Source organism: Streptomyces sp. NPDC005262 (genome assembly GCF_042872425.1).
GTDB lineage: Bacteria > Actinomycetota > Actinomycetes > Streptomycetales > Streptomycetaceae > Streptomyces.
The window spans coordinates 103,778-129,553 of the sequence record NZ_JBIAKK010000003.1 but is presented as its reverse complement, the minus strand read 5'-3'; the positions used below and the strand labels follow the sequence as shown (position 1 = coordinate 129,553).

General features: G+C 68.3%; 19 protein-coding genes. 6 read left to right on the top strand and 13 right to left on the bottom strand.

Features of this window, described 5'->3' with window-relative positions:
- Positions 1-95: 95 nt before the first annotated feature.
- A complete protein-coding gene (locus tag ACFYP5_RS10530; RefSeq protein WP_389033255.1) occupies positions 96-533 on the bottom strand; it encodes a hypothetical protein in 438 nt (145 codons plus the stop codon).
- Positions 534-922: 389 nt separating this feature from the next.
- Between ACFYP5_RS10530 and ACFYP5_RS10525 the strand changes: the two genes are divergently transcribed.
- Together ACFYP5_RS10525 and ACFYP5_RS10520 are read left to right on the top strand one after the other, a co-directional pair.
- The gene (locus ACFYP5_RS10525) at positions 923-1,696 is read left to right on the top strand and encodes a MerR family transcriptional regulator (RefSeq protein WP_389033252.1); all 774 of its coding nucleotides are present in this window, start codon (positions 923-925) and stop codon (positions 1,694-1,696) included.
- A gap of 242 nt (positions 1,697-1,938) precedes the next feature.
- A complete protein-coding gene (locus ACFYP5_RS10520; RefSeq protein ID WP_389034415.1) occupies positions 1,939-2,871 on the top strand; it encodes an NADP-dependent oxidoreductase in 933 nt (310 codons plus the stop codon).
- A gap of 52 nt (positions 2,872-2,923) precedes the next feature.
- Here the strand turns inward: ACFYP5_RS10520 and ACFYP5_RS10515 are convergent, their stop codons facing one another.
- The 3 genes from ACFYP5_RS10515 to ACFYP5_RS10505 form a co-directional block, all read right to left on the bottom strand.
- The gene (locus tag ACFYP5_RS10515; RefSeq protein WP_389033249.1) at positions 2,924-3,871 is read right to left on the bottom strand and encodes a TauD/TfdA family dioxygenase; all 948 of its coding nucleotides are present in this window, start codon (positions 3,869-3,871) and stop codon (positions 2,924-2,926) included.
- A 213-nt stretch (positions 3,872-4,084) separates the two neighbouring features.
- A complete protein-coding gene (locus tag ACFYP5_RS10510) occupies positions 4,085-6,808 on the bottom strand; it encodes a M4 family metallopeptidase (protein WP_389033246.1) in 2,724 nt (907 codons plus the stop codon).
- A 151-nt stretch (positions 6,809-6,959) separates the two neighbouring features.
- Positions 6,960-8,141, bottom strand: coding sequence for a hypothetical protein (locus ACFYP5_RS10505; protein WP_389033244.1), 1,182 nt, complete (start codon positions 8,139-8,141; stop codon positions 6,960-6,962).
- Positions 8,142-8,852: 711 nt separating this feature from the next.
- Here ACFYP5_RS10505 and lpdA point away from each other — a divergent pair.
- Positions 8,853-10,265: a dihydrolipoyl dehydrogenase gene (gene lpdA / locus ACFYP5_RS10500; RefSeq protein ID WP_389033241.1), complete on the top strand. Its 1,413-nt coding sequence runs from the start codon at positions 8,853-8,855 to the stop codon at positions 10,263-10,265.
- 402 nt (positions 10,266-10,667) lie between these two features.
- On the opposite strand, the gene ACFYP5_RS10495 is transcribed toward lpdA, so the two are convergent.
- Complete coding sequence (locus ACFYP5_RS10495; protein ID WP_389033238.1) at positions 10,668-11,135, bottom strand: DUF1348 family protein; 468 nt, start codon at positions 11,133-11,135, stop codon at positions 10,668-10,670.
- Between the two features lie 474 nt (positions 11,136-11,609).
- Positions 11,610-12,038: an IS200/IS605 family transposase gene (gene tnpA, locus ACFYP5_RS10490; RefSeq protein WP_389033236.1), complete on the bottom strand. Its 429-nt coding sequence runs from the start codon at positions 12,036-12,038 to the stop codon at positions 11,610-11,612.
- A gap of 48 nt (positions 12,039-12,086) precedes the next feature.
- On the opposite strand from tnpA, the gene ACFYP5_RS10485 reads away from it, so the two are divergent.
- On the top strand, positions 12,087-13,304 hold the full coding sequence (locus tag ACFYP5_RS10485; RefSeq protein WP_389033233.1) for an RNA-guided endonuclease InsQ/TnpB family protein: 1,218 nt from the start codon (positions 12,087-12,089) through the stop codon (positions 13,302-13,304).
- 16 nt (positions 13,305-13,320) lie between these two features.
- On the opposite strand, the gene ACFYP5_RS10480 is transcribed toward ACFYP5_RS10485, so the two are convergent.
- Positions 13,321-13,917, bottom strand: coding sequence for an AAA family ATPase (locus tag ACFYP5_RS10480; RefSeq protein ID WP_389033230.1), 597 nt, complete (start codon positions 13,915-13,917; stop codon positions 13,321-13,323).
- Positions 13,918-14,108: 191 nt separating this feature from the next.
- Here ACFYP5_RS10480 and ACFYP5_RS10475 point away from each other — a divergent pair, with 191 nt between their 5' ends.
- A complete protein-coding gene (locus tag ACFYP5_RS10475; protein ID WP_389033227.1) occupies positions 14,109-15,044 on the top strand; it encodes an aminoglycoside phosphotransferase family protein in 936 nt (311 codons plus the stop codon).
- Between the two features lie 201 nt (positions 15,045-15,245).
- On the opposite strand, the gene ACFYP5_RS10470 is transcribed toward ACFYP5_RS10475, so the two are convergent.
- Positions 15,246-16,040 carry an SDR family NAD(P)-dependent oxidoreductase gene (locus ACFYP5_RS10470; protein WP_389033225.1) on the bottom strand — a complete coding sequence of 265 codons (795 nt, stop codon included), beginning with the start codon at positions 16,038-16,040 and terminating at the stop codon, positions 15,246-15,248.
- Positions 16,041-16,575: 535 nt separating this feature from the next.
- On the opposite strand from ACFYP5_RS10470, the gene ACFYP5_RS10465 reads away from it, so the two are divergent.
- Entirely contained in the window at positions 16,576-17,655 is a 1,080-nt protein-coding gene (locus tag ACFYP5_RS10465) for an NAD(+)/NADH kinase (RefSeq protein ID WP_389033222.1), read from the top strand.
- Between the two features lie 433 nt (positions 17,656-18,088).
- Here ACFYP5_RS10465 and ACFYP5_RS10460 read toward each other — a convergent pair whose 3' ends face one another.
- The 5 genes from ACFYP5_RS10460 to ACFYP5_RS10440 all read right to left on the bottom strand — a co-directional run bounded on the left by ACFYP5_RS10460 (position 18,089) and on the right by ACFYP5_RS10440 (position 25,760).
- Complete coding sequence (locus ACFYP5_RS10460; RefSeq protein ID WP_389033219.1) at positions 18,089-19,351, bottom strand: SGNH/GDSL hydrolase family protein; 1,263 nt, start codon at positions 19,349-19,351, stop codon at positions 18,089-18,091.
- Positions 19,348-21,774, bottom strand: a complete 2,427-nt coding sequence (locus ACFYP5_RS10455; protein ID WP_389033217.1) for a glycoside hydrolase N-terminal domain-containing protein — start codon at positions 21,772-21,774, stop codon at positions 19,348-19,350. The genes ACFYP5_RS10460 and ACFYP5_RS10455 overlap by 4 nt, the downstream gene beginning before the upstream one ends.
- A 137-nt stretch (positions 21,775-21,911) precedes the next feature.
- Positions 21,912-23,759, bottom strand: coding sequence for an alpha-galactosidase D (locus ACFYP5_RS10450; RefSeq protein WP_389033214.1), 1,848 nt, complete (start codon positions 23,757-23,759; stop codon positions 21,912-21,914).
- Between the two features lie 100 nt (positions 23,760-23,859).
- Positions 23,860-24,783, bottom strand: a complete 924-nt coding sequence (locus ACFYP5_RS10445) for a carbohydrate ABC transporter permease (RefSeq protein ID WP_389033212.1) — start codon at positions 24,781-24,783, stop codon at positions 23,860-23,862.
- Entirely contained in the window at positions 24,780-25,760 is a 981-nt protein-coding gene (locus ACFYP5_RS10440) for a carbohydrate ABC transporter permease (protein WP_389033210.1), read from the bottom strand. Before ACFYP5_RS10440 ends, ACFYP5_RS10445 begins: the two co-directional genes overlap by 4 nt.
- Positions 25,761-25,776: the final 16 nt, after the last annotated feature.

The following is a 25,776-nucleotide window of genomic DNA, read 5'->3' as shown; positions in this document are numbered from 1 at the left end:
TTTCTCGGGTCCGTCCGGCGGTACATGTGGCACATCTGCGCCGAGTGCGGTAGACCGCCGTTGAACGGGCTGCTTCGTGCGACTTGGGTCAACCGTCAGTTCCAGAGCCGGTATGTCATTTCGCTCGGCATCTGTGACGGCTTGTGGCCCGTGTAGACGAGGTGCATCTCGGTGTAGTGCTGCTTCCCAGGATGCTTCTGCCATGGCTTCGGGCGGTCGAGCCTGACGTCCACCGGATAGGAGTGGAACTTGCCCGCAGCACAGTAGGGCCGGCAGTCGTTCAGTACGTTGAGCCCGCTGCCCGTGGCGAATTTCGGCTTCCAGGCCGACCACCGGAGCGCGGTGAGGATGCTGTTGCCGTCCCCGCAGGCAATCAGGAACGTGCCTGGGTGTGCTTGAGGCTTCGAGAAGCAGTCGACGATCACGGTGTCGGGCGACTTCGGCTTCGTGGCGGCCGATGCCGGTACGACGGCCGTTGCGAGGGACACCGCGGCACAGATCAGGACCGCTGTCCTCAGTTTGAGTCTCTGCATGTCCGCTCCCCAGCAGTCTCTACTCCGGGCCCATGAGGCCTCGCGTACGCCCTGCCCGCTCCGCGGTGCGGGCCGCGGAGACCGGAGCAGGTGCCTGACGGCGCTTCCGGCCTCTCCTCAACGGATGTTCCGCTATCGACGCTACGGCCGAGCATGGGGACGCACCACCCACACAGGTAACAACTTCGCAAAGTAGTAAATATGCCTCCATCTGCCTCGCCTCCTCTCGGCCTCTGCTTCGTGAGGCGGATGCCGGGTGAGACAACAAAGGTGACATCTCGGCAAGGAGTTGGCCTCGTGACTACCACGCACGCCATGGGCCCCATCGCTTCTTCGTGACGAGTTCGGCCCTTGAACCTCCCGCGACGGGAGGTTCTACCGTGTTCGACGTGATCGGGAAGGACGCCACCGGACGCCGGTGGAGCATCGGGGACCTTGCGCACGCGAGCGGGCTGACCGTGCGCGCGCTGTACCACTACGACGAGATCGGCCTGCTGAGCGCGAGCGAGCGCACCGCCTCAGGGCACCGCCGCTACACCGAAGGTGATCTGCGGCGGCTGTACCGGATCCGGGCGCTGCGTGCTCTCGGGCTGTCGCTGGAGCAGATCGCGGGAGTGCTCGAGGACTCTTCCGACGATCTGGTGACACTGCGCGCCCTACTGGCCACTCAGCTTTGCAACTTGCAGGAGCAGGCCGAACGCATCCACCGGCTCAGTAGCCGGATTCACGGGTTGGTGCGTCAGCTGGACGAATCGTCGCTGCCCGATCCGGATCAATTCATGACGACCTTGGAGATGATCTCGGTGTACGAGACCGGTTTCACGCAGGAGCAGCGGGAGCAACTTGCCGAGCGCAGGGCCGAACTCGGCCCTGACGCCGTGAACGCGGCCAGGAACCGATGGGCGGAGCTGGTCGAACAGCTCCTCGCCCATGTGCGGGACAGCACCCCCGTCGACGATCCGCAGGTGCAGGACCTGGTCGGGTGCTGGGATGAACTGGGCGCCACGTTCCACGCCGTCGGCGAGCAGGGCGAGCGGACCAAGGCTGCAGCTCGGCGCATGTGGCAGGACAACAGCGCCGAACTCAGCCGCCGTCTACCCTGGCCCGCTGACCGGATGACCGCTCTGGTCGGCTATCTGGAACGGGCGCGGCAGGCCCGCTGACCGGTCGCCCACGGCGACACATGGTGGCCGCACCCCTTGGCTCGGAGGAAGTGTCGTCCACCCGGCCGACCTACGCTGACGTCTTCCCTGCGTGCGGGGCGCGCGGCGGGGAAGGCGTCAGGATCCAGTGTCACCTGGCGGAACCGATGTCGGGATCCCGATGAGATCGCTTGCATGCCCTGGCACGGAACGGCGACGACCGGCACGCTGGACGCATGACGAACAACACCGACCAGGCCACCATGCGCGCGATCAGTCAGGACGTCTACGGAACCCCGGACGTGCTCAGGGAAGTCCGGCTCCCGAAACCCGTTCCGGGCCCGAGCCAGGTTCTGGTCGCCGTCCGGGCGGCCGGCGTCAATCCCACCGACTGGAAGCACCGGGCGAACCGCCTGTTCCTCGACCGCCTTCCGCTCGTCCTCGGCTGGGACGTCTCCGGAGTGGTCGAGGCCGTCGGTTACGGGGTCACCCTCTTCAAGCCGGGTGACGAGGTCTTCGGCATGCTGCCGTACCCGTACGGCGTCGGCTCCCACGCCGAATACGTGACCGCACCCGCCCGCGCCCTTGCCCACAAGCCGGCCGGCATCGATCACGTCCAGGCGGGAGCGCTTCCGCTCGCCGCCCTCACCGCCTACCAGGCACTCGTCGACACCGCCGAAGTCCGGGCCGGGCAGCGCGTCCTCATCCACGCCGCGGCCGGCGGCGTAGGCCACCTCGCCGTACAGATCGCCAAGTCCCTGGGCGCGTACGTGATCGGCACCGCGAGCGCGCCCAAGCACGACTTCGTACGCGAGCTCGGTGCGGACGAAGTCATCGACTACCGCACCGTCGACTTCGCCGACGCCGTTCAGGACATCGACATGGTCCTCGACCCCCTCTCCGGCGAGACCCGCACCCGCTCCCTCGACGTACTCCGTCCCGGTGGCATCCTCGTCTCCCTCCTGAACGGCGGCTCGCCGCAGGAGGCCGCGAAGGCAGCCGAGCTGGGTATCCGCGTCGAGACACTCCTCGTCGAGTCCGACCACGAGGGCATGAAGGCGATCGCGGATCTCGTCGAGGCCGGTTCTCTCCGCGCCCACATCGAGGCCACTTTCCCCCTCGCGGATGCGGCCAAGGCCCACGAGTCGGGGGAGACCGGCCGAACGACCGGAAAGATCGTCCTGGTCGTGGAGTAACCCCGCGGGCCGGCCCGGTGGTACCGGGCTCGACCTGTGCTCGCCCGGTCCTTCAGGACGGCGGGTGCCGGTCCTGGTCGGTGTTCAGCCAGAGCCGGACGAGGTCACGACGGCGCTCCGGCTCCGGGTGGTCCACGTACTCGGTGCGGCTGTGCAGGATGACGTGGTTGTTCAGGAACTGCATGTCGCCCGCGCGCAGGTCCATGGCGAGCATGAAGCGGCGATCGTTGTTGAGGCGGTCGAGCAGGTCCATCGCCTCCAGTTGCGCAGGGGTGAACGGTGGCACGTGGGCGCCGCGCAGCGCCGAACGCATGTAGTCGGGGCCGTAGGACGTGGACAGCCGCCCTGCACTGCCCACGGTGTAGACGGGGCTCTCATAGAAGCTGTCGGGGCCGTCCCCGGAGCGCCGGTCGCGCCACCACGGCCGGTACAGCACCTCAGCCAGGTCGGGGCGGGTGCGCACGACCTCGTTGTGCACCGCGACCGAGCTGACGACGCAACTGAGCCCGCCGGACTTCGCCGGCCGGATGCACAGCAGCGCGACGACGTCGTTCGGGTCGGCGTGGTAGCCGAGCCGCCCGCTGTGCTGGTAGCTGTGACTCGTCGAGCCCGACGGGGCGACGCCCAGGTCGCGTACGTGTTGCACGTGCTTGCCAGGACCCTGCGGGACGGTGCGGCCGACGTGTCGGCCCACCCCCAGGGCGAGGATCTCGCATTGCCGCTCGCTCAGATCGGCGACGGGGGCGTCCCGCAACAGCACGAAACCGCGGCCGTCCATCAGCTCGTCGACGAGGCGGTGGAGGCGGGGGCCGAGGGTCGGCAACGGAAAGTCCTCGCGTGAGAAGTCGGCGAGCCCGAGGCCGGCCGACTCCACGGCGCCGACTGCGGCGCGCAGTTCGGCCCTGTGGGCGGCGCTGAGCTCGACCCGCCAATCGTCGCTGTCGGCGACCCCGGCGCCACACCAGCCGACTGCTCCGCGCACTTCCGCGATCACTGTCATGCCGACCCCCGATCCCGAACCGGGTACCCCCGCGGGCACTCTCCTGGACGTGAGCTTCCTTGTCGGCAACGATCGTGAACGGCTCGGAGTGCCCTGACAGCTCAGCTCAGCTCGGCACCGGCGTCCGCCAGGAGGTCGACGAGCGTTCCGACGCCCGTACGCGAAGAGGCGGGCACCGGAAGATCCGGTGCCCGCCCCCGACGCGTTGGGATGCTATTCGCAGGTGCCCGCGAAGGTGGCTCGGGTCACCACGTCGGTGTCGGCCGCGGTGGTGTCCAGCCAGGCAACGCGCTGGCCGTCACCGAGGGACGGGGCCAGCTGGGCGCCGGTCGAGCAGGAGGCGCGGCTGAAGGCGCTGGTCCCTGCGACCACGTCGGCGGTACCGGCGACCTGAACCTTGATCTTGTCCGGACCGCTCCAGGCGCCGAGGCCGCTCCAGGCGTCGTACGTCGAGTACGCGAAGTAGTCGTCGGTGACGGAGAACTGGGCGAGGTAGGTCCCCGTCGGGAGGCGCAGCTTCGCCCACTTGGCAAGGTCGTTCAGCGGCGCGGACATGAAGCTGGTGGAGCCGAACAGGCTGCTGTTCTCCCGCCAGAAGATGCGGTCGGCGGTGAACTGGATGTCGCCGACGGAGTTGAAGAGGAAGCCGCCGATCCGCTTGCTCTGGGTGGTGCCGGTGGCGATGTCATAGAGCCTGACGTAGCTGTGGTCGGCGCCGCCGGCCCAGGCGATGCTGCCGTGCTTCATCGCCAGTCGGCCGGCCTTCGTGCCGGGCTCGGGCGTCACGTTGACAGTGGTGCCGTCGGCCCTGCGGAGCATGACGTCCTGCTCGCCGTCTGGGGTGGTGCGGATCCAGGCGAGGGCACCGTGGTCGGTGACCGGCTCGGTCTCGTCGGCGCCGGGGTCGTCGACCAGCTCCTTGATCGCGCCCTGTCCCTTGTTCCCCGCGGTGTAGATGCCGACGCCGTCGGCGGTGATCCGGGTGAAGACGATACGGTCGTCGTCCAGGGACGGGTCGAGCAGGTAGGCGTCGTCCTGGGCGAGCTCGTGCTCCGAGTCGCCGTGCTGCTTGCTGAATCGGCCGACGGTGATACCGAAGGCGGCGCCACCCCGGTCCCAGGCGATGGCGTCGCCGTGGCTGATGGCGTAGACGTCGCCGTTGATCTGCGCGGCCTGCTCGTCCACGCCGCCGTACACCTCGTAGGCGGGCAGCACATGGGCGCCGATGGTGGTGCCGTCGTGGGCGCCGGCCTTCTGTTCCCAGCGGTCCACGATGCCGTGGGCGTCGAAGGCCTTGCGGATGACGTCGAGGTCGCCCCCGGAGACCTTCAGGGACTCGGCCGCGAGGGTTACCGCGTTGCGCATGTCGGTGAAGCCGGACAACGGCGTGAGGTAGTTCTGCGCGGCCCGGTAGACGATCTGGTCGGCGAGTTTCGGGGCGAGGCGCTTGCGGATGTCCCACATGGCCCCGCCGACGATCGTGGAGTTGGCGTGCACACCCCCGTTGTCGAAGTCGAGCGTCATGGGGTCGTAGTCGGTCTGCGCGCTGCGGCCGTCGTTGAGGTCGCGCAGGGCGCATTCGTCCAACGGCTTGGTGCCGTTGCACAGGTACTCGCCGATCAGGCCGGAGGTGGGGTCGCTCATGGGGATGTCCTTGTCGGCGGTCTCCATGGCGTTACCGAAGTAGTCGGAGATCGCCTCGTTGAGGGCGCCCGACTGGTTCAGGTAGACGAGCCCGGCGGAGTGCTCGGTGACGCCGTGGGTCATCTCGCGGCCGACCACGTCCAGGCCCACGGACAGCGGCACACCGTTCATGTGGCCGTAGACCATCTTGGAGCCGTCCCAGAAGGCGTTGGCATAGTCCTTGCCGTTGCTCGCGACGTTGACGACGGAGTAGATCGTGCCGCCCTTGCCGTCGACGCCGTCACGGCCGATCTCGTCCTTGTAGAACTCGTAGACCTTGGCGGCGTTCAGGTGCGCGTCGACCGCGCCGGAGGATGTGTTGGTGGCGTCGAACCGGTCGCCGGCGGACGTCGCCAGAGGAATGTCCTCGGTGACCGGGCCACCCGCTACGGCCAGGTAGCTCTTGCGCTGTGCGTCGTACGTGCGTATCTGGCCGCCGGTCCGCGCGAACATGTCCCGGGTGGAGTCGACGAGCGTGTACGACCCGTCCGTCTCCTTGTTGATGTTCAGCTCCGCCTCGGAGCCGTCCACGCGCACACCCGTTCCCTTGGCCGGCGCGGCATCCGCGGCGTCGATGTTGTTGTACGAGAGGGCGATGCCGCCGATGTTCGCGTCGACGTACACCTCCTGGCGCACCGGGCTGCCGTTGGCTTCGGCGCCCGTGACGGTGAAGTGCCAGGCCAGCTTGCCGCCTCGGGCGTCCGGCAGGACGATGAGGCCGTGACCCTCGGTCTTGGCACCCTTGACCCGCGAAAGGTTCCCGTCGAGGGACAACATCCGCTTCTCGGCTGCGGCCTCGGAGACGCTCGGCGTGGTGGAGACCGACAGGTCCGTGTACAGGGTGCCCGTGGCGGAGGTGACGTTCTGACCGCCGTCCGCCGCCTCGGTCTGCACGGCGTATTCGGCGCCGAAGACCGGCACCCCGTCGTGCCTCTGCTGGAAGCGGACGGACGACTGCTTGCCGTCCTTGCTCGTGCTCACGGTCTCAAGATCAGCGACCGGAATCTTGTACGTGCCCTGATGGGCCTTCAGGTGCGCCCGTGCGGCCTGCGCCGGAGTGCCCTCGCGGACCGTGTCGTCGAGACGCTGAGTCATGGCGGGCGCGACGGGCACCCTGTCGCCGGCGACGGTCGTGGCCGGCGACGCTTCCTCCGCGGCCCAGGCCGGTGACGTCAGCAACGTCGATCCGGTGGCCGCGGCCACCACGGCGGCGGCCAGGACACGGCGGAGCCGTCTTTGTCGTGTCGGGAACACGTGAACCCTCCCCTATCGCACGGATGCGTGAACTCGCCCACCTGCGTGAGGTATGAGGGCCTCATGCGGTCGGTGCCTAGATGGTTCGGCACGTTCGGTGGGGTGTACAAGGGATGTCCCTGGCGCGAACACGCCGAGGCGTAAATACGCCTCAGACGGCGCTGTCTTCACGCCGGTTCGAGGGGCTTTGCTCGTCCACCCCGTCCAGCCAGCCGCTGCGCGCCGCACGCCAGCCGAGCTGGAAGCGGGTGGCCGCCCCCACCTCGACCATGAGGGATTGCAGGCGTCGCTGGACGGTGCGGTGCCCCATGCCGAGCTGACGGGCGATGGCGGCGTCGGTGAGTCCCACGTACAGCAGGGAGACGATCTGGCGGTCCACGGCCTCGAGTTCGGCTCTGTGGACGCGTCCGGTCGTCGGGTCGGTCCCGGAAGGCAACAGGCGCCAGCCCCTCTCGAAATGGGCTTCGAAGAGCGAACTGAGCGCGGTGAGCAGTCCGGTGCCGTGCACCGCCAGCGCGACCGGATCGACGTCGTCGCGCTCCGGGGCGAGCGGCAGCAGGGCCATCCGGCGGTCGACAATGATCAATTTGATGGGAAGTTCGTCGGCTACGGAGATCTGCTGCCCCTGAGCGGCGTAGGCGGCTGTGATCGCCGCCATTTCAGGACGTTCGAGCCAATCGCGCTCGATGACGCTCCGAAGGGCGATCCCGCGCCGCATCAGCACGTCTTCGATCGCGTCGTGGTTGTCCTCGACGGTGATCACGGAGTGGACCTCACGCAGCGGCATCATGGTGCACACCTCGATGGTGGCCTGATTCTGCATCAGCAGGAGCCTGCGCCGGATCGCGGCCGCCCCCGACAGCACCTCGACCGGCGCTCCCGAGGCATGCGCCTGCGCGGAGAGGTGCCGTTCGGCCAGAGTTGTCACGAGCGACTCGACGCGGCGCAAGGACGCCCGGCGGGATTCCAGCAGCGGGCCGAGAGCGAGCACCGGGGAGGTGGCCCGGTAGTGGATGACGGCGTCGCCGGCGGGCCGGGCGCTCGCGAGACCGCGTTCCACCAGGACGTCGAGGGCGCGCGCGACATCTTCGGCACACCCGGTCGACTCGCCCGTGAGCATGGCGGGCTCACTGTCGGGCCGGTCGACGAGGAGCCGGTAGACGGCGTCCTCCAACGGCTCCAGGCCGAGAAACGTGAGCAGGGATGCCTCCGCCGTATCCGGCACGGCGGGGGAGCCGCCGGACGGGCGAGGGCCGTCGGCGCTCAGCGCCTTCCCTCGACGCAGCCACGCAGGGAAGCACCGGCCCCCCGCATCGGACGCATGGCTCGACATCGGAGTGTCCTCGTCCCTGCCACACCGTCGGCCACTGTCCCCGCCCCTTGTCGTCGTAGCGTCGTCGCCCAGATGATCACATGATCCGGCTGGATTCGTGCGCGATACGACGACAGACGGGACTGCCGGAAGGCGATCCGCTGCGCCGGTGCCGCTCGGGAACGGCAGGGCCTTGGCCTGTCGTCACCAGATCGCCGACCGGGCCGCCGTCGGCTGCCACCGGTCCCGATCGAGGCGGCTGCCCCCTGGTCCGCACGGCCGCGGGCCATGCCTGCACGGGGCGCCGCGACAGCCGTGCCGAGGTCGTCGTGATCACGGACCGGCCACGTTCTGATCAGGGGCAGACCAGGATCTGAACAGGGCCTGTGCACGGCGACCCGGCGGAGTGGACCCGGGGACCCGTGCCGTACCGCACCCAGCCGAGCGTCGGGGCGCCGCGGTGCGGCGGTGCGCAAGCGGCGGTGGGAGAGGGAGCGTCTGCGCGACCGGCGTGCCGAGCCGATCCGGCTGAGGGAGCATGCTGTTGGGGCCCGAGGGGCGAGCGACGATGTGACCGGCCGGCCGATCGCCCGCATTGTCTTCCGGGTGATCTTCCGCCCGCGGACGGGTGTCGGAAACCACGGCCGCCCGGGCGGTGCACAGGCTGTTCGACCAGGATGAGTGGGTTCTCAACGGTGGCCGGAGCCGATCCGCGTCAGAGAGGAAATCTCCATGGATGAGCAAGGTGAGCGTTTCGACGTCGTCGTACTCGGAGCAGGCCCAGGCGGATATGTCGCCGCCATTCGAGCAGCCCAGCTGGGCAAGCGTGTCGCCGTTGTCGAGGCCAAGTACTGGGGCGGCGTCTGCCTGAACGTCGGTTGCATTCCCACTAAGGCCTTGCTGCGCAACGCCGAACTGGCGCACATCGTCACACGCGAGGCCAAGACCTTCGGCATCAAGGTCGAAGGGCAGGTGTCCTTCGACTACGGTGAGGCGTTCCGGCGCAGCCGCCGTGTCGCGGACGGCCGGGTCAAGGGTGTCCACTACCTCATGAAGAAGAACGGGATCACGGAGATCAGCGGCCGTGGCACGTTCGTGGACGCGCACACGCTCGATGTGGCCCTGTTCGACGGCTCGACCCGGACGATCGGCTTCGACCACTGCATCATCGCCACCGGAGCGACTCCGAAGCTGCTGCCCGGGACCCGTCGCACCTCACGCGTGGTGACGTACGAGGAGCAGATCCTGGCGGAGGACCTGCCTCAGTCCATCGTGGTCGCGGGCGCCGGAGCCATCGGTGTCGAGTTCGCGTATGTCCTGCACAACTACGGTGTGAAGGTCACCGTCGTCGAATTCCTGGACCGGATCGCGCCGCTGGAGGACGCGGACGTCTCTGCGGAACTGGCGCGGCAATACAGGAAGTTGGGCATCGACGTGCTCACGTCCACCCGTGTCGACTCCATCGACGAGTCCGGTCCGCAGGTCCGTGTCACGGTCATCGGCAAGGACGGCGCACCGCAGGTCCTGGGGGCCGACAAGGTGCTGCAGGCGATCGGCTTCGCACCGAACGTCACCGAGTACGGGCTGGAACGCACCGGCGTACACGTCACCGAGCGCGGGGCGATCGATATCGACGGCCGCTGCCGCACCTCCGTACCGCACATCTACGCGATCGGCGATGTCACCGCAAGGCTGATGCTCGCGCATGCCGCCGAGGCGATGGGCGTGGTCGCGGCCGAGACGATCGCGGGAGCCGAGACCATGGAGCTCGACTACCCGATGATCCCGCGCGCCACGTACTGCCAGCCGCAGGTTGCCAGCTTCGGCTGGACCGAGGCGCAGGCACGCGAGAAGGGCTTCGACGTCAAGGTTGCCAAGTTCCCCTTCACCGCGAACGGCAAGGCTCACGGACTGGGCGACACGACCGGCTTCGTGAAGCTGATCAGCGACGCGAAGTACGGGGAGATCATCGGCGCCCACCTGATCGGCCCGGACGTCACCGAACTGCTGCCAGAGCTCACCTTGGCCCAGCAGTGGGACCTGACGGTCCACGAGGTGGCGCGTAACGTCCACGCGCACCCGACGCTGGGCGAAGCGGTCAAGGAGGCCGTGCACGGGCTCGCCGGGCACATGATCAACATGTGAGAAGTCGGCGCCGCACGTTGCGGCCGGCTCCGTCGGCTCCGTCTCCAGGGGCCGGGAAAGACCCTGAATCCGTCCCGGACGGCACCTCGCCGCCGGTGGCTGTGGCATGCCCGCCTTCTACGACTTCCCGGTCGCGCACGGCAACCGGATCGCCGGACGCGGTTTTCCGCGAGAACGGCGAGGCGGCGCCGCCCTGGCCCGATGCCCAACACGGCATGTGAGTCGGACGGCCGCGAGCCGTCATGACGCAGTGCTGGTCCCCTCGGCACCGGCCGGTCGTAGGTCTGGTGACCGGGGCCGAACCCGTGCACCTGCCCGTTGGGGAGCCGGCGACCGTCCGCGAGACCACGCGCCGCGCCATGCGGCCAACAACGTTCGGGCGCCGCAGGAACGGCTCCGGGATCAGAATCCGAGATCGCTGAGACCGGGGTGGTCGTCGGGGCGGCGACCGAGCGGCCAGTGGTACTTGCGGTCCGTTTCCTTGATCTGGAGGTCATTGATGCAGGCGTGCCGTACGGCCATCAGCCCGTTCTCATCGAATTCCCAGTTCTCGTTGCCGTACGAGCGGTACCAGTTGCCGGAGTCGTCGTGCGACTCGTACGCGAACCGCACCGCGATCCGGTTGCCGTCGAACGCCCACAGCTCCTTGATCAGCCGGTAGTCGAGCTCGCGGGTCCACTTGCGCCTCAGGAACTCGACGATCTCGTCGCGTCCTGTCACGAACTCCGCCCGGTTGCGCCAACGCGAGTCCTCCGTGTAGGCCAGGGCGACCTTCTCGGGGTCACGCGTGTTCCAGCCGTCTTCCGCCTTGCGGACCTTCTCGATGGCGGCCTCCCGTGTGAACGGGGGGACGGGCGGGCGTGCGGTCATGATTGCTCCTTCAGGACTGGGCGCTCTGATTTCGACGCTAGGGCTGCCTGTACCCGCCTGCCATTCGACCGCACCCGTATCGCATGGGGATTTGCGGCACCCTCATGGTGCCGGCCGACCTTGCCGGGCGCCGCCAGGGGAGTCACGGTGATCTGGGCGAATTCGGTGCCGGTACGGTCGTGTCTCGCTGACGCGCTGAGGCCGGCTCCGGGGGCCGTCACCGCAGCAGACGGACCTGCGACAGCGGCAGGCGCCACCCGCCCATTCCCATGGGTCGCCTGACGATGCTGCGCGCGTCAACCTGGTTCCCCTGCCGAATTTCGAGCCGCCTGGACCCGCTGGGTGACAGTCACAGCTCCACGTGCTCTCCATCCCTGATCTTCGCAGGGAATCCCGGCCTTCAGGCCGGGCGGGAATGCGATCTTTGGCCCGGCGGCGCGGAGCGCCGGAGTTCTCTGCGCGTCGGGGTGACGGTCAGGCTGGACGCTTCTGGTTCTCGATGTAGTCCTTGACGATGCTCAGCGGTGCGCCGCCACAGGACCCCACGAAGTAGGACGGTGCCCAGAACACCGAGCCCATGCCGATCCGGTTGATCCGGCCGGTGTACTCCGCCCGCAGATACCGGGAGCTGACGCCCTTCAAGCTGTTGACCAGCTTGGACAGGGCGATCTTCGGCGGGTAGTGCACGAGCAGGTGGACGTGGTCGCCCTCGCCGTTGAACTCGCGCAGCTCTGCGCCGAAGCTCTCGCACACGTCCCGCGTGATCGCCTCGCACCTGGTCAGCATCTCGCCGTTGAAGATCTCACGCCGGTACTTGGTGACGAACACCAAGTGTGCATGCAGGTGGTGGTCGACGTGATTTCCTCGCCGAATATCGGGGTTCGTTTCCCAACGTGGTGACATGCACCAAGGGTATGCTCAAGCGAACTCGACCGAAGGGGGGTGGGCTGGATGATCCGCGCGTACAAGTTCCTCATGCGGCCCACCGTGGGCCAGTCGATCGCGTTGGAGGAGATGCTCCGCGATCACTGCTCGCTCTATAACGGGGCCTTGCAGGAACGCCGTGACGCCTGGCGGCACATCTCGAAGACGTCGGTGAAGTACGGCATGCAGTCCGCCCAGCTCAAGGACATCCGGGCGTTCGACCCGCAGCGGCACGGCCGTTGGTCGTTCTCGTCGCAGCAGGGCACGCTACGCCGCCTGGACAAGGCGATGCAGGCGTTCTTCCGCCGGGTCAAGGCCGGCGAGACGCCCGGCTACCCGCGTTTTCGCGGGGTGAGCTGGTTCGACACGGTGGACTTCCCGAAGGACGGGGACGGCTGCCGCTGGGACAGCACCCCGCACGACCCGACCACCCGCGTCCGCCTCCAGGGTGTCGGGCACGTCAAGGTCAACCAGCACCGTGCCGTGGTCGGCAAGGTCAAGACCGTCTCGGTCAAGCGCGAGGGCCGTAAGTGGTTCGTCGTGCTCACTGCCGAGCAGGAACAGCCCGAGCCGCTGCCCAAGACCGGCAGCGTTGTAGGTATCGATCTGGGCATCAGCAACTTCCTCGCCGATTCAAACGGCGAGTTCGTGCCCAACCCGCGCCACGGCCGGCGCAACGCCGATGCCCTCGCCGACGCCCAGCAAGCCCTGGCCCGGTTCCCCCGAGTCCGCCGCGACAAGCGGACGAAGAAGCACCGCCTGGCGGTCGAGAAGGTCGCCGCCCTGCACGGCAAGACGCGCCGTCAGCGCCTCGACCAAGCGCACAAGACCGCACTCGGCCTGGTCCGTCAGCACGATCTGATCGCGCACGAGAAGCTGACGATCCGCAACATGGTGCACGCCCCTAAGCCTAAGCCCGACCCCGAGACTGCGGGCAACTTCCTGCCCAACGGGGCCGCTGCGAAGGCCGGGCTGAACAAATCGATCCACGACGCGGGTTGGGGGGTGTTCCTCGCGATCTTGACCAGCAAGGCTGAAAGCGCCGGCCGGACCATAATCGCCGTAGACCCCCGCAACACCTCCCGGACCTGCCCCGCCTGTGAGCACGTCTCAGCGGAGAACCGCACCACTCAGGAGAAGTTCCACTGCGTCGCCTGCGGCCACCTGGCGCACGCTGACACGGTGGGCGCGATCAACGTTTTGAACCGGGCCGGGCTGGTCCGCTGCGACGCCAACCCGGCGTAACAGGAAGCCCCGCCATTTATGGCGGGGAGGAGTCACGCAGCGGGAGATCGACTTCGGGGATCGACCCCAGACCGGTCACGGTCAGGATCGCCCCGACTGTCTCGTCCACCGTTTGAGCAGCGTTGTCGATCCAGGTTCCCTGCTCCCCGAGTTCGGAGCGCATCGCAGTATCCAGCGGCGACCAGTCCGTGGTGAGGACCTTCTCCCGCGTCTGGTTGCGCCGCCACGCGACCGTCGGGCCGGGAGCCAGAATGATGACATGGAGCGGCACGGCGGCCAGCGTCGTGCGATAGAAGTCGAGGTGGGCACGGCGGACCACGACATCGTCGAGCACCGGGACGAAACTCGCCCGCGCGAAGCTGTCCGCCAGAAGGCACGCGTTACGAGCCCGCAGGAAGATCTGCCTGTCGGCTTCCGGATTTTCGGCCGGAGAGGGCCATTGCCCACCGCTGACGATCATCTGCTGGAGTGCGTCCGCCTCGATATGGGCCGACATGCGGAGCCGGCGGGCCAGCGCTTCGGCAACTGTGGACTTCCCGCTGCCGGGGATGCCCGTCAGCAGGACAGCCCCGGTGGGCGACTCGCCGTCGATGGGTACCGGATTCAAGCTCATACGAAGTTCTCCAAGCACAGCGACAAAGGCCCTGAGAATACGCGCTGCCCCGCTCTCCGCCGAGTCGACGACCCCCGGTCCGGAGTGAGACGAGAAGTGGGGCGGAGCGAAGCGTTCGGCGATGGGCTTCGGTGTGGCGAAATCAGTTGACGGGCTGGGTTCCTGGGGCATTTCTTTGGCGGATGGTCAAGATGCATGCTGATGAGACGGACATCGACGCGGATCTCGTCAGGCGGCTGGTCGGTGGACGGTTTCCGCACTGGGCGGATCTGCCGGTCGAGCGGCTCCGCTCCGGGGGCACCGTCAATGCGGTCTACCGGCTCGGCGATGCGCTGACCGTCCGGCTTCCCCTCACGGAGGGCGGCACCAAGGACCTGGAGCGGGAGCAACGGTGGCTGCCCGAGCTCGCTCCCGGTCTGCCCGTCACCGTTCCGACCGTGGTCGCAACGGGGGAAGCCGCCGAGGGATACCCGTGGGCCTGGTCGGTGCATCGGTGGATCGAAGGCGAAACGCCGGTCGAGGGCCACCTCGACGAGCCTGAGCTCCTCGCGCGCGATCTGGCCGAGTTCATCAAGGCCATGCGGAACACCCACGTCGAAGGGGGGCCCAGCGCCTACCGAGGAACTCCGCTGGCGAAGGTCGATGCGCAGACGCACGCCGCGATCGAGAAACTGCGCCACGCCGAAGAGGACTTCGACGCCGACGTGGCCGTGGCTGCCTGGCAGGACGCGCTCGCCGTGCGGCCATGGAGCGCAGCGCCCCGCTGGGCACATTCCGACCTCATGCCGAGCAACCTGCTCGTCGCCCGAGGCAGGCTCACCGCCGTGCTCGACTTCGCCACCGTCGGCGTCGGTGACCCCGCCTGCGACCTGATCCCAGCGTGGAACCTGCTGCCGTCGTCGGCGAGGGACGCGTTCCGGGACGCCGTGGACGTCGATGACGCGACGTGGGCGCGCGGCCGCGGCTGGGCCCTGGCCATGGCCGTCATCCAACTCCCTTACTACCGCGACACAAACGCGATCATCTCCGCCAACGCCCGCCACGTCATCCGTGAGGTACTCGCTTCCCAGAGCGCTGATCGTCAGGACACGCTGCGAAGGCACCGGACCAGCGAGCGACCACGTTGAATCATCCGCTTCGAGGCACCCACGAGCGGTAGCGGTCGAGTTGTGTGACCGGCTCGGAAGCGACCTGCCCCCAGGCCTGTGTCGGCGCCGGAGCCAGGACAGGGACTCTGCCGGCTCACCGACACCGCGTGGGCCTCGACCGCCTGGGCGAAGTCACTCGCACGAGACAGGCGCTGCGGGGATCCTGGCGTTCGTCACCTCTCAGGGGAGGATGGAGTCGACGTATCCACCGTCCGCGCGCACGGCGCCGCCGGTCGTGGCGGAGGCGAGGTCCGAGCTGAGATAGACGGCCATGTTTGCGATCTCCTCCGGCTCGATCAGTCGCTGCAGGAGTGACTGAGGCCGGTGCTTGACCATGAACTCCCGCTGCGCTTCGTCCCAGGGAAGACCGGGGTCGACGAGTTCGTACACGAAATCCTCGACGCCACGGGTGTGAGTCGGCCCGGCGATGATCGAGTTGACGGTGACTCCGGTGCCGGCGGCGTCCTTGGCGAAGCCTCGCGTGACAGCGAGCAGAGCCGTTTTCGACACGCCGTAGTGGATCATTTCCACCGGGGTGACCACAGCCGAATCGCTCGCGACGTTCAGGACGCGCCCCCAGGAGCGGTCCTTCATGGCGGGGAGGTAGGCGCGGATCATCCTGACCGCGGAAAGAACGTTGACGTCGAAGTACTGACGCCACGCCTCGTCGCTGATCTCCAGGGCAGGCGTCGCCCCGAAGATGCCCAGATTGTTGACGAGGATGGCGACGTCCGGGGCTGCCTCGATGACCTGCCGGGCGCCGTCGTCGGTGGTGATGTCGCCGGGTGCGGCGATGAAGCGGTCACGGTCCGTCTCCTGCCGCAGGTTCTCGATGGCATCGTCCACGGACTGCGGGCGGCGTCCGTTGACAGCTACGCGGGCGCCGGCCTGGGCCAGCCCAGCGGCAATGGCAAAACCGATGCCTTGCGTGGATCCGGTGACGAGCGCGGTCTTGCCGGTGAGCTCGATGAGCACGGTTCCTCCTCGGACACGTGGTTGGTGCGACACGGCCCGTCGCCGCCGGTCGGTGCGACGGTGTTCGGATGCCGACAGCGGTCGGCGAGCGTGCGACGGGTGAACGGATCCGCCCGGGCGTCAGGGGCGCCGCCCGTCGGCCTGCGCGTTCCGGTGCGCGGCCGGAAGCCGGACACGCCGATGGGGCGTGTCCGCCCCTCGGCGTGGATCTGCTCGAGGGTTGCCAGGTATCGAGGTACCTGTCCCTTGCCGGGGCGGGCCGGTGGATGAGGTCGTGCTCATGGTGCCGATCCTTCCGCGTCCGGGATCGGCAACGACGGCATGGCGCGTGCAGGGGGTCGGGAAAGACCCTGAAGGGTGACGGCAGGCCTCTCTCAAGGGCCACCCGCAGGACCCGTCGACCGGTCCCCGAGGCGGCCGGGCGGACCCGATCGCCTGATGGAGAGCGGTGTGTCGGCCCGTCGACGGGCCGACACACCCCTGGGCCCCCAAGGTGGGGCGAGGACGTCGTCGGATCACGGGGAGTTGGACCGGGATGAGTGTCGAGCGGGTGGGGGTCGTCGTCCACCAGGGCCGCCCCGAGGCTGTTGTCGCGGCCCGCGTCGTACGCGACTGGTGTGCGGGTGAGGGCATTCCGTGCACGGACATCGACGTGTGGCGCGACGACGAACGTCGACGCGGCGGTCGGGAGGAGGCCGATGTCGCAGGCAACCCTGATCTCATTGTGACGCTCGGAGGCGACGGCACGTTTCTGCGCGGCGCCAGGATCGCTGCCAAGACCGCCGGCGCCGTTCTGGGGATCGATCTGGGCCGGGTCGGTTTCCTGACCGAGGTGCCGGCCGAGGACGTCGTCCGGGCGCTCGACGCCGTCCACCGCGGGAGGGCGGCGGTCGAGGAGCGCATGCTGCTGACGATGAGGGCCTCCCGCGTGCTCGAGGTGCCCAAGGACATCGACGCTCTGATGGGCTACGGACGGCGCCCGATGCTGCCGCCACCTCAGGTCGACCGGGACGCCGAGGCCGGGGCGGAGGGCTGGGGCGTGGCGTTGGATGTCACCGCTCTCAACGACGTCGTCGTCGAGAAGCTGGCGCGTGACCGGCAGGTGAGTCTCGGAGTCTATGTCGGCGGCCGGCTCCTCGCCTCGTACTCGGCCGACGCCGTCATCATGGCCACCCCCACCGGGTCGACCGCCTACAGTTTCGCCGCAGGCGGCCCGGTGGTCTCACCCCGCATGGACGCCGTCGTCTTCACACCCGTCGCCCCGCACATGACCTTCGACCGCACGGTGGTCGTGGCGTCGGATGAACCGATCGCGGTCCGGGTCCTGCCCCACTCGGGACAGGGCGCGGTGACGATCGACGGCCATCTGCGTGGCGTGTTGGACGCCGGGGACTGGCTCGGGGTGTACGCGGCACCGCGTCGGCTGCGGATCATCAGACTCGGTCCGCACGACTTCTACGGGCGACTGCGCACCCGTCTTCGCCTCACGGATGCTCCAGCCACGGCCGTCTATGGGGAGAGCGCACCGCTCTTCCGTCCCGACGGCCCGGTTCCGCGCGACCTGGCCCATCTCCATCTGCCCCTGGCGGACAGGGATACGGCGGGCGGTGGTTGAGGCGGGCCGGGGGACAGCCCTCGGTCGAACTCCCGTTGCCGCAGGTGGTGAGGCGTCGGCGGCAGCCGGGTGTGTGGCGATTCGATGCAGAGGAAGGCGAGAAGGGCTTCGGATTCCCGTTCGTCGCGGCGAACAGGGCGAAGGGCTTCTGACCGGCAGGTGAGGGCGCGTTCGACGGATCCCGGCCGCAGGACCAGCACGACGACCTTGCGTATCGGGCTTCCGTGAGGACCGCCGCTTCCGCCGGGTGCTGTTGGCTTCCGCGGGGAACGCCCCCTGTGCCGCCGCGCAACGCTGCCGGGGCAGCCGCTGCGCCGGGGCCGGCTTGCGGCCCGTCGGGATCACGCACGGTGACACATGCGGTCCCGACGGGCCCGGACCGGCTCACGCCTGACGGATATTCACACGGGCGCGCCGAACGGCCGACGTGGCGTCAGGACGTGGGTTCGGCCGCGGGTTCACCTGCTTCCGTGCCGGTTCGCCCGCTCGCGCCTTCGCACTCGAGGTCCCCGAGGTCGATCGAGTCCGCCATCGCCTGCATGCCCTTGTCGTTGGGATGCAGATGGTCCCCTCCGTCGAACGTCGGCAGCAGCCGCTGCGGGTTGTACGGGCTGCGCAGGACCTTGTCGAAGTCCGCCACCGCGTCCACCGCGCCGCTGGTGCGGATCCACTCGTTCACCTCCACACGTACCGCGTCCCCCTGCGGGTCCCACTCCGACCAGCCCTGGTACGGGAGGACAGTGGCGCCGACGACGCACTTCCCCGCCGCGTGCGCCCGGTCGATGATCCGGCGGTAGCCCGCCGTCAGCGCGTCCGCCGTGACACCGCTGTGGGACTTGATGTCGTTGACACCCTCGAACAGGACCACCGTGCGCACCCCGGGCACCGACAGCACGTCGCGGTCGAGACGCGTGACCGCGCTCTGCCCGGCGCCGTCCGCCAGGACCTGGTTCCCGGATATCCCCGCGTTGGCCACACCCGGCACCGTGGAGCCCGGTGCCGCGTGCAGCCGGCGCGCGAGGAAGTCCGGCCAGCGCAGGTTCTTGTCGGTGGTGGACTGCCAGCCGTCCGTGATGGAGTCGCCGAGGGTGACCACGGCGCCGGTGCCGGGGCCGGTGTCCACGCTGACCGCGTCGAGATAGAACCACGACCCGACCTGTTCCGTGTACGCGCCGTCCCGTTCCTCGGCCGCGTGGTCCCCGGCGGTCGCGTACGACGTCTGGAGAGCCATCCCGTGCCCGGTGGCGGGACCGCCCGCCGCCCGTACGTACAGGCTTATCGCGAGATCGTTGCCAGCCTCGGTCCTCCCGGGCAGTGGATCGCTGTAGCGGATCTCGCCCGGCGCCAGGGTCACGGAGGCCGCCCGGTCGAAGCGCAGTTTCCTGTTGGAGCCCGCGACCAGCCGGGCACCACTCCCGCGCAGCCCGGCGTACGCGCTGCCGATGACCAGTGGCCGGTCACCGAACGCGTTGGACACCCGGATGCGCATTCCGCTGCCGCCCGCGCTGGTCCGGACGATCAGACGGTAACTGCGGTCGGGCGGGGCCTCGCCCAGCCGGTCCGCGCTGGCCGCCCAGGTGACCACCGACCGGTCGGGCACGGGAGTCGCCGCGGCGGAGGCGGCGTGGGCGGGGGTGAGAGTTGTGGCGGCGAGAGCCACGACCGCGATCAGGAGGCGGTGCGCTGCGCCGCTCATCGGAAGTTCCGCAGCGTGACGGATTCCCCGGAGCGGAGGTCGACGTCCTGCGAGATGCCGCCTGCCGTCACTGTCGTCCTGTGCCCGCCGACACTGCGGACGGTGGCCTCGCGGACCGTGCCGTCGCGCCAGCTCAGGCCGACGACGAAACCGCCGCGCGCCCCGATGCCGGTGACCGAGCCGGAGCGTGCCCAGGCGGCGGGCAGAGCGGGTAGCAGTTCGATGTGTCCGGGGCGCGAGTAGAGCAGCATCTCGATCATGGCTGCGGGAGTACCGAAGTTGGACTCGATCTGAAAGATCCCGCGGCCCTTCCCCGTCTCGTAGATGTCGAACAGGTTCATCGCGCTGCCGTTGCTGCCGTCGACGGACGGCCGCAGATTGGTGATCACCAGCTGATACGCGTTCTCGGCGTGCTTCAGTCGCGCCCAGCACAGGGACCGCCAGGCGTTCGCCCAGCCGAAGTTCTCCATCCCCCGCGCGGTGAGGAGTTCGGTCGCGCCCTTCACCAGCGCCGCGGGCGACGCGTCGGGCCGGATACGGTCGCCCGGGAACAGGCCCACCAGCGGGGAGAGATGGCGGTGGGTGGTCTCGCCGAGGTTGTCCGGGGACATCCATTCCTGGAGCCAGCCGGTCTTCGGGCTGACCTCGGGCATGTACAGCCGCTCCTGGAGCCCGGCGACGGTCCTGCTGTACGTGGCGTTCCTGCCGAGCAGCGCACTGGCCTCGCGGTAGTGCGCGAAGAGATCCCGCACCAGTTCCTGGGCGTAGGTGATGCCCTTCGCGTCCTGGGGGCCGTGCTCGGGCGACCAGTCCTTGTCGGCGACGAGCACCTCACGTTCCTTGCCGGTGTCCGTGTCGGTGACCGTCATGGTCAGCAGCCGGGTCTCCCAGAACTCGCAGGCGCCGTGGAGGAGGGGGTAGATCTTCGCGAGATGCTGCCGGTCCTGGGTGTACTCGTAGTGTTCCCAGAGGGTGTTGCACAGCCAGGCATTGCCCGACGGGTGCCACCACCAGCCCAGGCCGCCGTAGATGTTCGTGGAGAACGCCACGGTCCAGCCGGCGATCTTGCCCGAGGAGTTGCGGAACCTGTTGCGTGGATCGTTGAACAGGCTCCGGGTGAGTTCCGTCCAGACCGGAAGCTGGGAGACGCAGTAGTCGGTGAACGCGTCGAAGTTGCGGGAGAGCGCGGTGCGGTCGGCCATCCAGTAGTTCATCTGGATGTTGATGTCGGTGTGGTAATCACCCATCCAGTCCGGGTCGTTGCCGTCCAGCCATGGGCCCTGGAGAGCGACCGGAAGGCCGCCCCGAGAGCTGCTGATCATCAGATAGCGGCCGAACTGGAGGTACAGCGCTTCGAACTCGGGGTCGGGTTCGTCCTGCTGGGTACGCGCCTTCAGCCGCTCCCAGGTGTCGAGCGCCCGCTGGTCGGCCGTGGAGGGGCCCAGTGAGATCTGCATGCCGTCGAACTGGTCGCGGTGGTCGGCCACATGGGTGTGCAGCAGGGTGGTGGGTGAATGGCGCACGGCGGTCCGCACCTTGGTCCTGGCGAGTGCTGCCGGATCGAGGTCCGGGTCCAGGTAGCCGGCCCGCGCGTCGGGGGAGTAGTTCGTGCCACCGGTGATCACGACCGTCAGATCCGCGCACCGGGTGAAGGCGATCTTCGAGCCCTGGGTGGTGACCGATCCGCTCGTGCTGTGCGCGGTGACCGCGGCACCGTAACGGAGCCCGTTGGTGAACTCGGCGCCGAAGGAGAGGCTGTCCCGCGCGCTGTCCGCCGACGTCGTTTCGCCGTGCGTGCCGTCGAGCGAGACGGTGCCGGTGTAGTGACCGCCACCGCGTTGGGAGAACTGCACGATGATCACGTCGTCCGGCTGACTGGCGAAGACGCGGCGCTCGAAGGACACACCCGAGCGGATGTAGCTGGATGTGACCAGGCCCTGGGCGAGATCGAGCTCGCGGCGGTAGCTGTTGACAGAGCCGAGATCGTGCTCCGGGATATCGACGGTCAGATGCGCCAGCTGGGTGAGGCTGCCGAAATCAGTTCGTCCGTAAGGAAATTGCCCGTCCTGCTCCAGAACGTCATTGATCCCGCCGGTCCACATGGTGGCGTCGGAGACGAAGAGCAGTTCGTGCGAGGGGTCGTTGCCGACGAGAGCGCCGAGCCGGCCGTTGCCGACCGGTAGCGCCCGCTCCAGCATCGTGTTCTCGCCGGCCGGTGCGCGGTACCACATCCGCGTCGTCGAACCTTGGCCCTCGGCAAGCATCGGGGACGTGGTGGGGCGCGTCGGCGGGGCGGTGGCGGCGAAGGCGGGGAGGCCGCCGAGAGCGGTGAGCGATCCGACGGCGGCGGCGAGCGAGAGCACGCGACGACGGCTGGTGCTGGTGCTTGGCTGCGCAGGGGGGTGCGGATGCTGGTCGTTCACGGGACTACTCCATTCCTGCGGACATGGTGGAGGGCGCGGTACGGCGTCGGGGGACCCGGCGGGAGCGCGGTCAGGGGCAGCACGGGACGGGGGCGCGCCGATCAGGACGCACCCCCGTATGTGGTCGTGCGACGGGACTACCGGAGCGGCACGTCGATCTTGTCGATGTCGGGTGAGTAGCCCGTACCGCTGTCGAAGGTGACGGTGTTGCTGCCCGCCTTCAGCGTGACCGGCACACTGATCGTGTCGGCGGCTCCCCATCCCCCGGTGGACGGGAAGGCCGTCGTGACGGGCGCCTTACCGTTCGCGGACACGCCGATCGACCGCGGATCCCCGGACGTGTAGGCGACGTTGATCAGGTAGCGGCCGGCCTGCTTGACGACGACGTGCGTGAACTGGAGCCGGCCGCCCAGGTACAGGTTCCCCACCTTCTTCGCGCCCGAGCACTCGGTGCAGTCGGCGACGGACGCGGAGCCGGTCAGGACGTTGTCCGGGGACTCCGCCTCGTACGCCGTCGTCTTCAGCGCGGGACCCTGCGGGGTGACGGTGAACAGACGCGAGCCGTGGGCGGGCAGGGCCTGGGTGATGCCGTCCTTGTACCGCCCGAGGTTCTCGCTGTTCCACACGTCACGTACGGACGCCTGGCCCGTGAAGCCGAGAGCCGACCAGTCGGCGGTCACCGGGGCGGCGGAGTCACCCTGGTTGAACAGGGCGACGGTGTAGCTGCCGTCGGGGTTCTCGGAAGCCCAGACCTGCTCGTCACCGACCGATGTGACGGGCTTGGCGGGCTTCCCCGGCTGCTGGTTGATCTTCAGCACGTCGCGGTTGGTCATCAGCGACAGGCCGTAGTCGTCGATCCGGGTGAGGTCGTCCCCGCTGAACAGCGGCGACTTGGCGATCGCCCACAGCGTCATGTAGCTCTGCCGCTCGGCCTTGGTCAGGCCGCTCATGGCGGCGTTGCCGACATTGATCGAGTCGAGGTCGTTCCATCCGCCGGGGCCGGCGTACCGCGTCCACCCGGGGGTGTCACGCCACCGGTCCTCGACGGAGTTCTCCCACGACACCAGCGTGTTGCAGTAGCACTCGACATCCGTGTCCACGCGCCATCCGTTGGACGTTGCCTTCCAGTCCTTGGCGTAGTTGATGTCGAGCGACCAGGAGATCTCCAGATGGATGGCCCGTCCGGTGCTCTTGATGGCCTTCTGCCAGGCCGCGACGTCAGCGCGGTTGTCGTAGTTGTCGCCGTTCTTGAAGGACCCGGGACCCACGCCGTCGAGCTTGAGGAAGTCGTAGCCCCAGTCGGCGATGAGCTGCGCCTGCGAGTCGATGTACTTCTGGGCGCACGGCTTCGAGAAGTCGATCTTGTACGAGCTGTCCCAGCCGTTGGTCGTCCGCAGATCGCTGTAGACGATGTCACCGGTGGTGCAGTTGTCGGTGTTCCAGATCGGCAGTTTGCCCTCGCCGTATCCCTCTTTCTCCAGACCGACGGGCAGATAGATGCCGGCCTTGAGGCCCTTGCCGTGGATACGGTCGGCGACTGCCTTCATCCCGCTCGGGAAGCGTGCCTTGTCGGCCTTCTGGCGCCCGTACGCGTCGAACTCCGGCGTCCAGTCCCAGCCGCGCCACCATCCGGCGTCGATGTTGATGTACTCGTAGCCGTAATTCTTGAGCTTGGACGCCAGGGCGTCCGTCTGCTTGTTGACGTTGGCTTCGGTGAGATAGCTGTAGTTGCCGTTGGGATTGATCCCGGGGTACGAGGTGGTCTGGAGGCTCCAGCTGCTCCAGCCCATGTACGGCTTCTGGGCCAGGCCTTCCTCGCCGATGCCGGACGAGTCGGCCACCGTGGTGGTGGCGACGGGGGAGGTGGCGGGGGTCTCGGACGGGGCGGCCTGCGCCGTCGGCACGGCGACTGCCAGGCCGGCGGTGACGGCGAGTACCAGCGCGGAGCGCAAGGCTCTCGCGGCGGGGCGGGTGGGTGACCGCATGAGAGGGGGCCTCTTTGCTTTCTCGGCGAAGGGATTCGGCAGTGGTGCGGTGTTCCGGTTGCGTGCAGGGCAGGGCAGGGCTGCGGGGGACAGGGGTTCGCTACTTGCCCGAACCGAGGGTGAGCCCGCTGATGAACTGACGCTGGAGCGCGAAGTACACGAGCAGCGTCGGGATCGCGGTCATCAGTGCGCCGGCCGCGATGAGGTTGGGATTGGTGAAGTACTGTCCCTGGAGGTTGGCGAGTGCGGAGGTGATCGGGCGTTTGTCGCCGGTTTCGATCAGGGCGAGCGACCAGAAGAAGTCGTTGTAGATCCAGATCGATTCGAGGGTGGCGAGCGCCGCGAACGCGGGACGGCACAGCGGCAGCGCGATCTGGAAGAACTGGCGCCACACCGGGGCGCCGTCCACCAGCGCCGCCTCTGTGATCTCTTTGGGAATCGTCCGCATGTAGTTGCTGAGGACGAAGGTGCAGAAGCCGCACTGGTAGGCGATGTGGATGACGATGATGCCCCACACCGAGTTGTAGAGCAGGAACGAGTCGCTCATCCAGCCGGGGAGCGGGATCAGCAGGTAGAGCCGGTACAGCGGAGTGATCAGCACCTGGGCGGGTAGCAGGTTGCCCGCGGTGAAGAGCATCAGCAGGACGACGTTCCAGCGGAAGTCGAACCGGGAGACGAAGAAGGCCACCGCGGCGGAGAAGAGCAGCGTGCCGAGGACTGCCGGAACGGTGATCAGGACGGAGTTCCAGAAGAAGTGCGGCATCCCCGACTGGTTCCAGGCGTTGCCGAAGTTCTCGAAGCCGAGACTGTGCGGCAGGGAGAGGTAGCCGTGCCTGCTGGTGTCCGAGTAGGGCCGTAGCGAGGTGTACACCGCCCACAGCAGCGGAACGAGCCACAGGAAGGCGATCCCGCCGAGCAGCACATGCCGTCCGGTCTGTCGCCTCGGGCGCGAAGGGCCCGTGTCCGGAAGCGGCGCGCGGCGGCTGCGCGGTCCGGCGGCCGGCGGTGTGACGGTCGCGGTCACTGGTCCTCCTTGCGGAAGGTCTGGGCAAGGAAGGTCCCGATGGCGAGCAGCGAGACGACGAGCAGGACGACCGCGAGTGCGGAGCCGTAACCGATGTGGCTGGACTCACCGATGATGTTGTCGGTGATCAGGAGCGAAAGGAGCTCCATACCGGGCTTGCTGCCGACGCCGCCGCCGAGCACATAGACGATGTCGAACGCCCGTAGCGACTCCATGACGGTGACGACGAGAATGATGATGTTGACCGGTTTGAGTGCCGGGAAGACCACCCTCAGGAACGTCTGGCGGCCATTGGCGCCGTCGAGCGAGGCCGCTTCCTTCAGCGCGGGATCGAAGCCCTTCAGACCGGCCAGATAGAGGATCATGATGTAGCCGGTGTGCCGCCAGGCCGAGGCGATGAGGACGGCCCACAGATTGAGGTCCGGATCGCCCAGCCAGTCGATGTGGTGGCCGGGCGCCACCCCGTTCAGGACGCCGTTGAGAAGTCCGTTGTCGGGGTTGTAGATGATCTCCCAGATGAAACCGACCACGGCGAGCGAGAGCACCATGGGCAGGAAGATCGCAGTCTGGTAGAAGCGGGTGAACCTGATCTTCCGGTCGAGCTGGTACGCGAGGAAGATGCCGAACGGGGTGGGCAGCAGCGCCGTGAACAGCAGCCAGACGACGTTGTGCTGCACCGCGGGCCAGAACGGCGGGTAATTGGTGAAGATCTCCTGGTAGTTGTCCAGGCCGACCCAGCGGATGTCGCTCGGTTCGATGCCGTCCCAGCTGGTGAAGGACAGTCCGACGGAGGCCAGGGCCGGCAGCCAGACGAAGACCAGCAGGGCGAGCAGCGGAACGCCGACGATGACCGTGAGGAACAGGCGGTCACCGCGGCCGAGCCGCAGCGGCCGGGGGCGGGCACGCGGCGCGTCGGGGAGCACCGGGGCGGGCGCCCGGGGAGGGGCGGCGGGAGGCGCCGAGCGTACGGAGGACATGGTGAACCTTCCCGGT

Bases quoted from the DNA above. Each gene is read 5' to 3' on its own strand.
- ACFYP5_RS10480 (WP_389033230.1), bottom strand. From the start codon at position 13,917: ATGAGCTTGAATCCGGTACCCATCGACGGCGAGTCGCCCACCGGGGCT.
- ACFYP5_RS10465 (WP_389033222.1), top strand. From the start codon at position 16,576: ATGAGTGTCGAGCGGGTGGGGGTCGTCGTCCACCAGGGCCGCCCCGAG.
- ACFYP5_RS10440 (WP_389033210.1), bottom strand. From the start codon at position 25,760: ATGTCCTCCGTACGCTCGGCGCCTCCCGCCGCCCCTCCCCGGGCGCCC.
- ACFYP5_RS10450 (WP_389033214.1), bottom strand. From the start codon at position 23,759: ATGCGGTCACCCACCCGCCCCGCCGCGAGAGCCTTGCGCTCCGCGCTG.
- ACFYP5_RS10495 (WP_389033238.1), bottom strand. From the start codon at position 11,135: ATGACCGCACGCCCGCCCGTCCCCCCGTTCACACGGGAGGCCGCCATC.
- lpdA (WP_389033241.1), top strand. From the start codon at position 8,853: ATGGATGAGCAAGGTGAGCGTTTCGACGTCGTCGTACTCGGAGCAGGC.
- ACFYP5_RS10520 (WP_389034415.1), top strand. From the start codon at position 1,939: ATGCGCGCGATCAGTCAGGACGTCTACGGAACCCCGGACGTGCTCAGG.
- ACFYP5_RS10460 (WP_389033219.1), bottom strand. From the start codon at position 19,351: ATGAGCGGCGCAGCGCACCGCCTCCTGATCGCGGTCGTGGCTCTCGCC.
- ACFYP5_RS10530 (WP_389033255.1), bottom strand. From the start codon at position 533: ATGCAGAGACTCAAACTGAGGACAGCGGTCCTGATCTGTGCCGCGGTG.
- tnpA (WP_389033236.1), bottom strand. From the start codon at position 12,038: ATGTCACCACGTTGGGAAACGAACCCCGATATTCGGCGAGGAAATCAC.
- ACFYP5_RS10515 (WP_389033249.1), bottom strand. From the start codon at position 3,871: ATGACAGTGATCGCGGAAGTGCGCGGAGCAGTCGGCTGGTGTGGCGCC.
- ACFYP5_RS10485 (WP_389033233.1), top strand. From the start codon at position 12,087: ATGATCCGCGCGTACAAGTTCCTCATGCGGCCCACCGTGGGCCAGTCG.
- ACFYP5_RS10475 (WP_389033227.1), top strand. From the start codon at position 14,109: ATGCATGCTGATGAGACGGACATCGACGCGGATCTCGTCAGGCGGCTG.
- ACFYP5_RS10505 (WP_389033244.1), bottom strand. From the start codon at position 8,141: ATGTCGAGCCATGCGTCCGATGCGGGGGGCCGGTGCTTCCCTGCGTGG.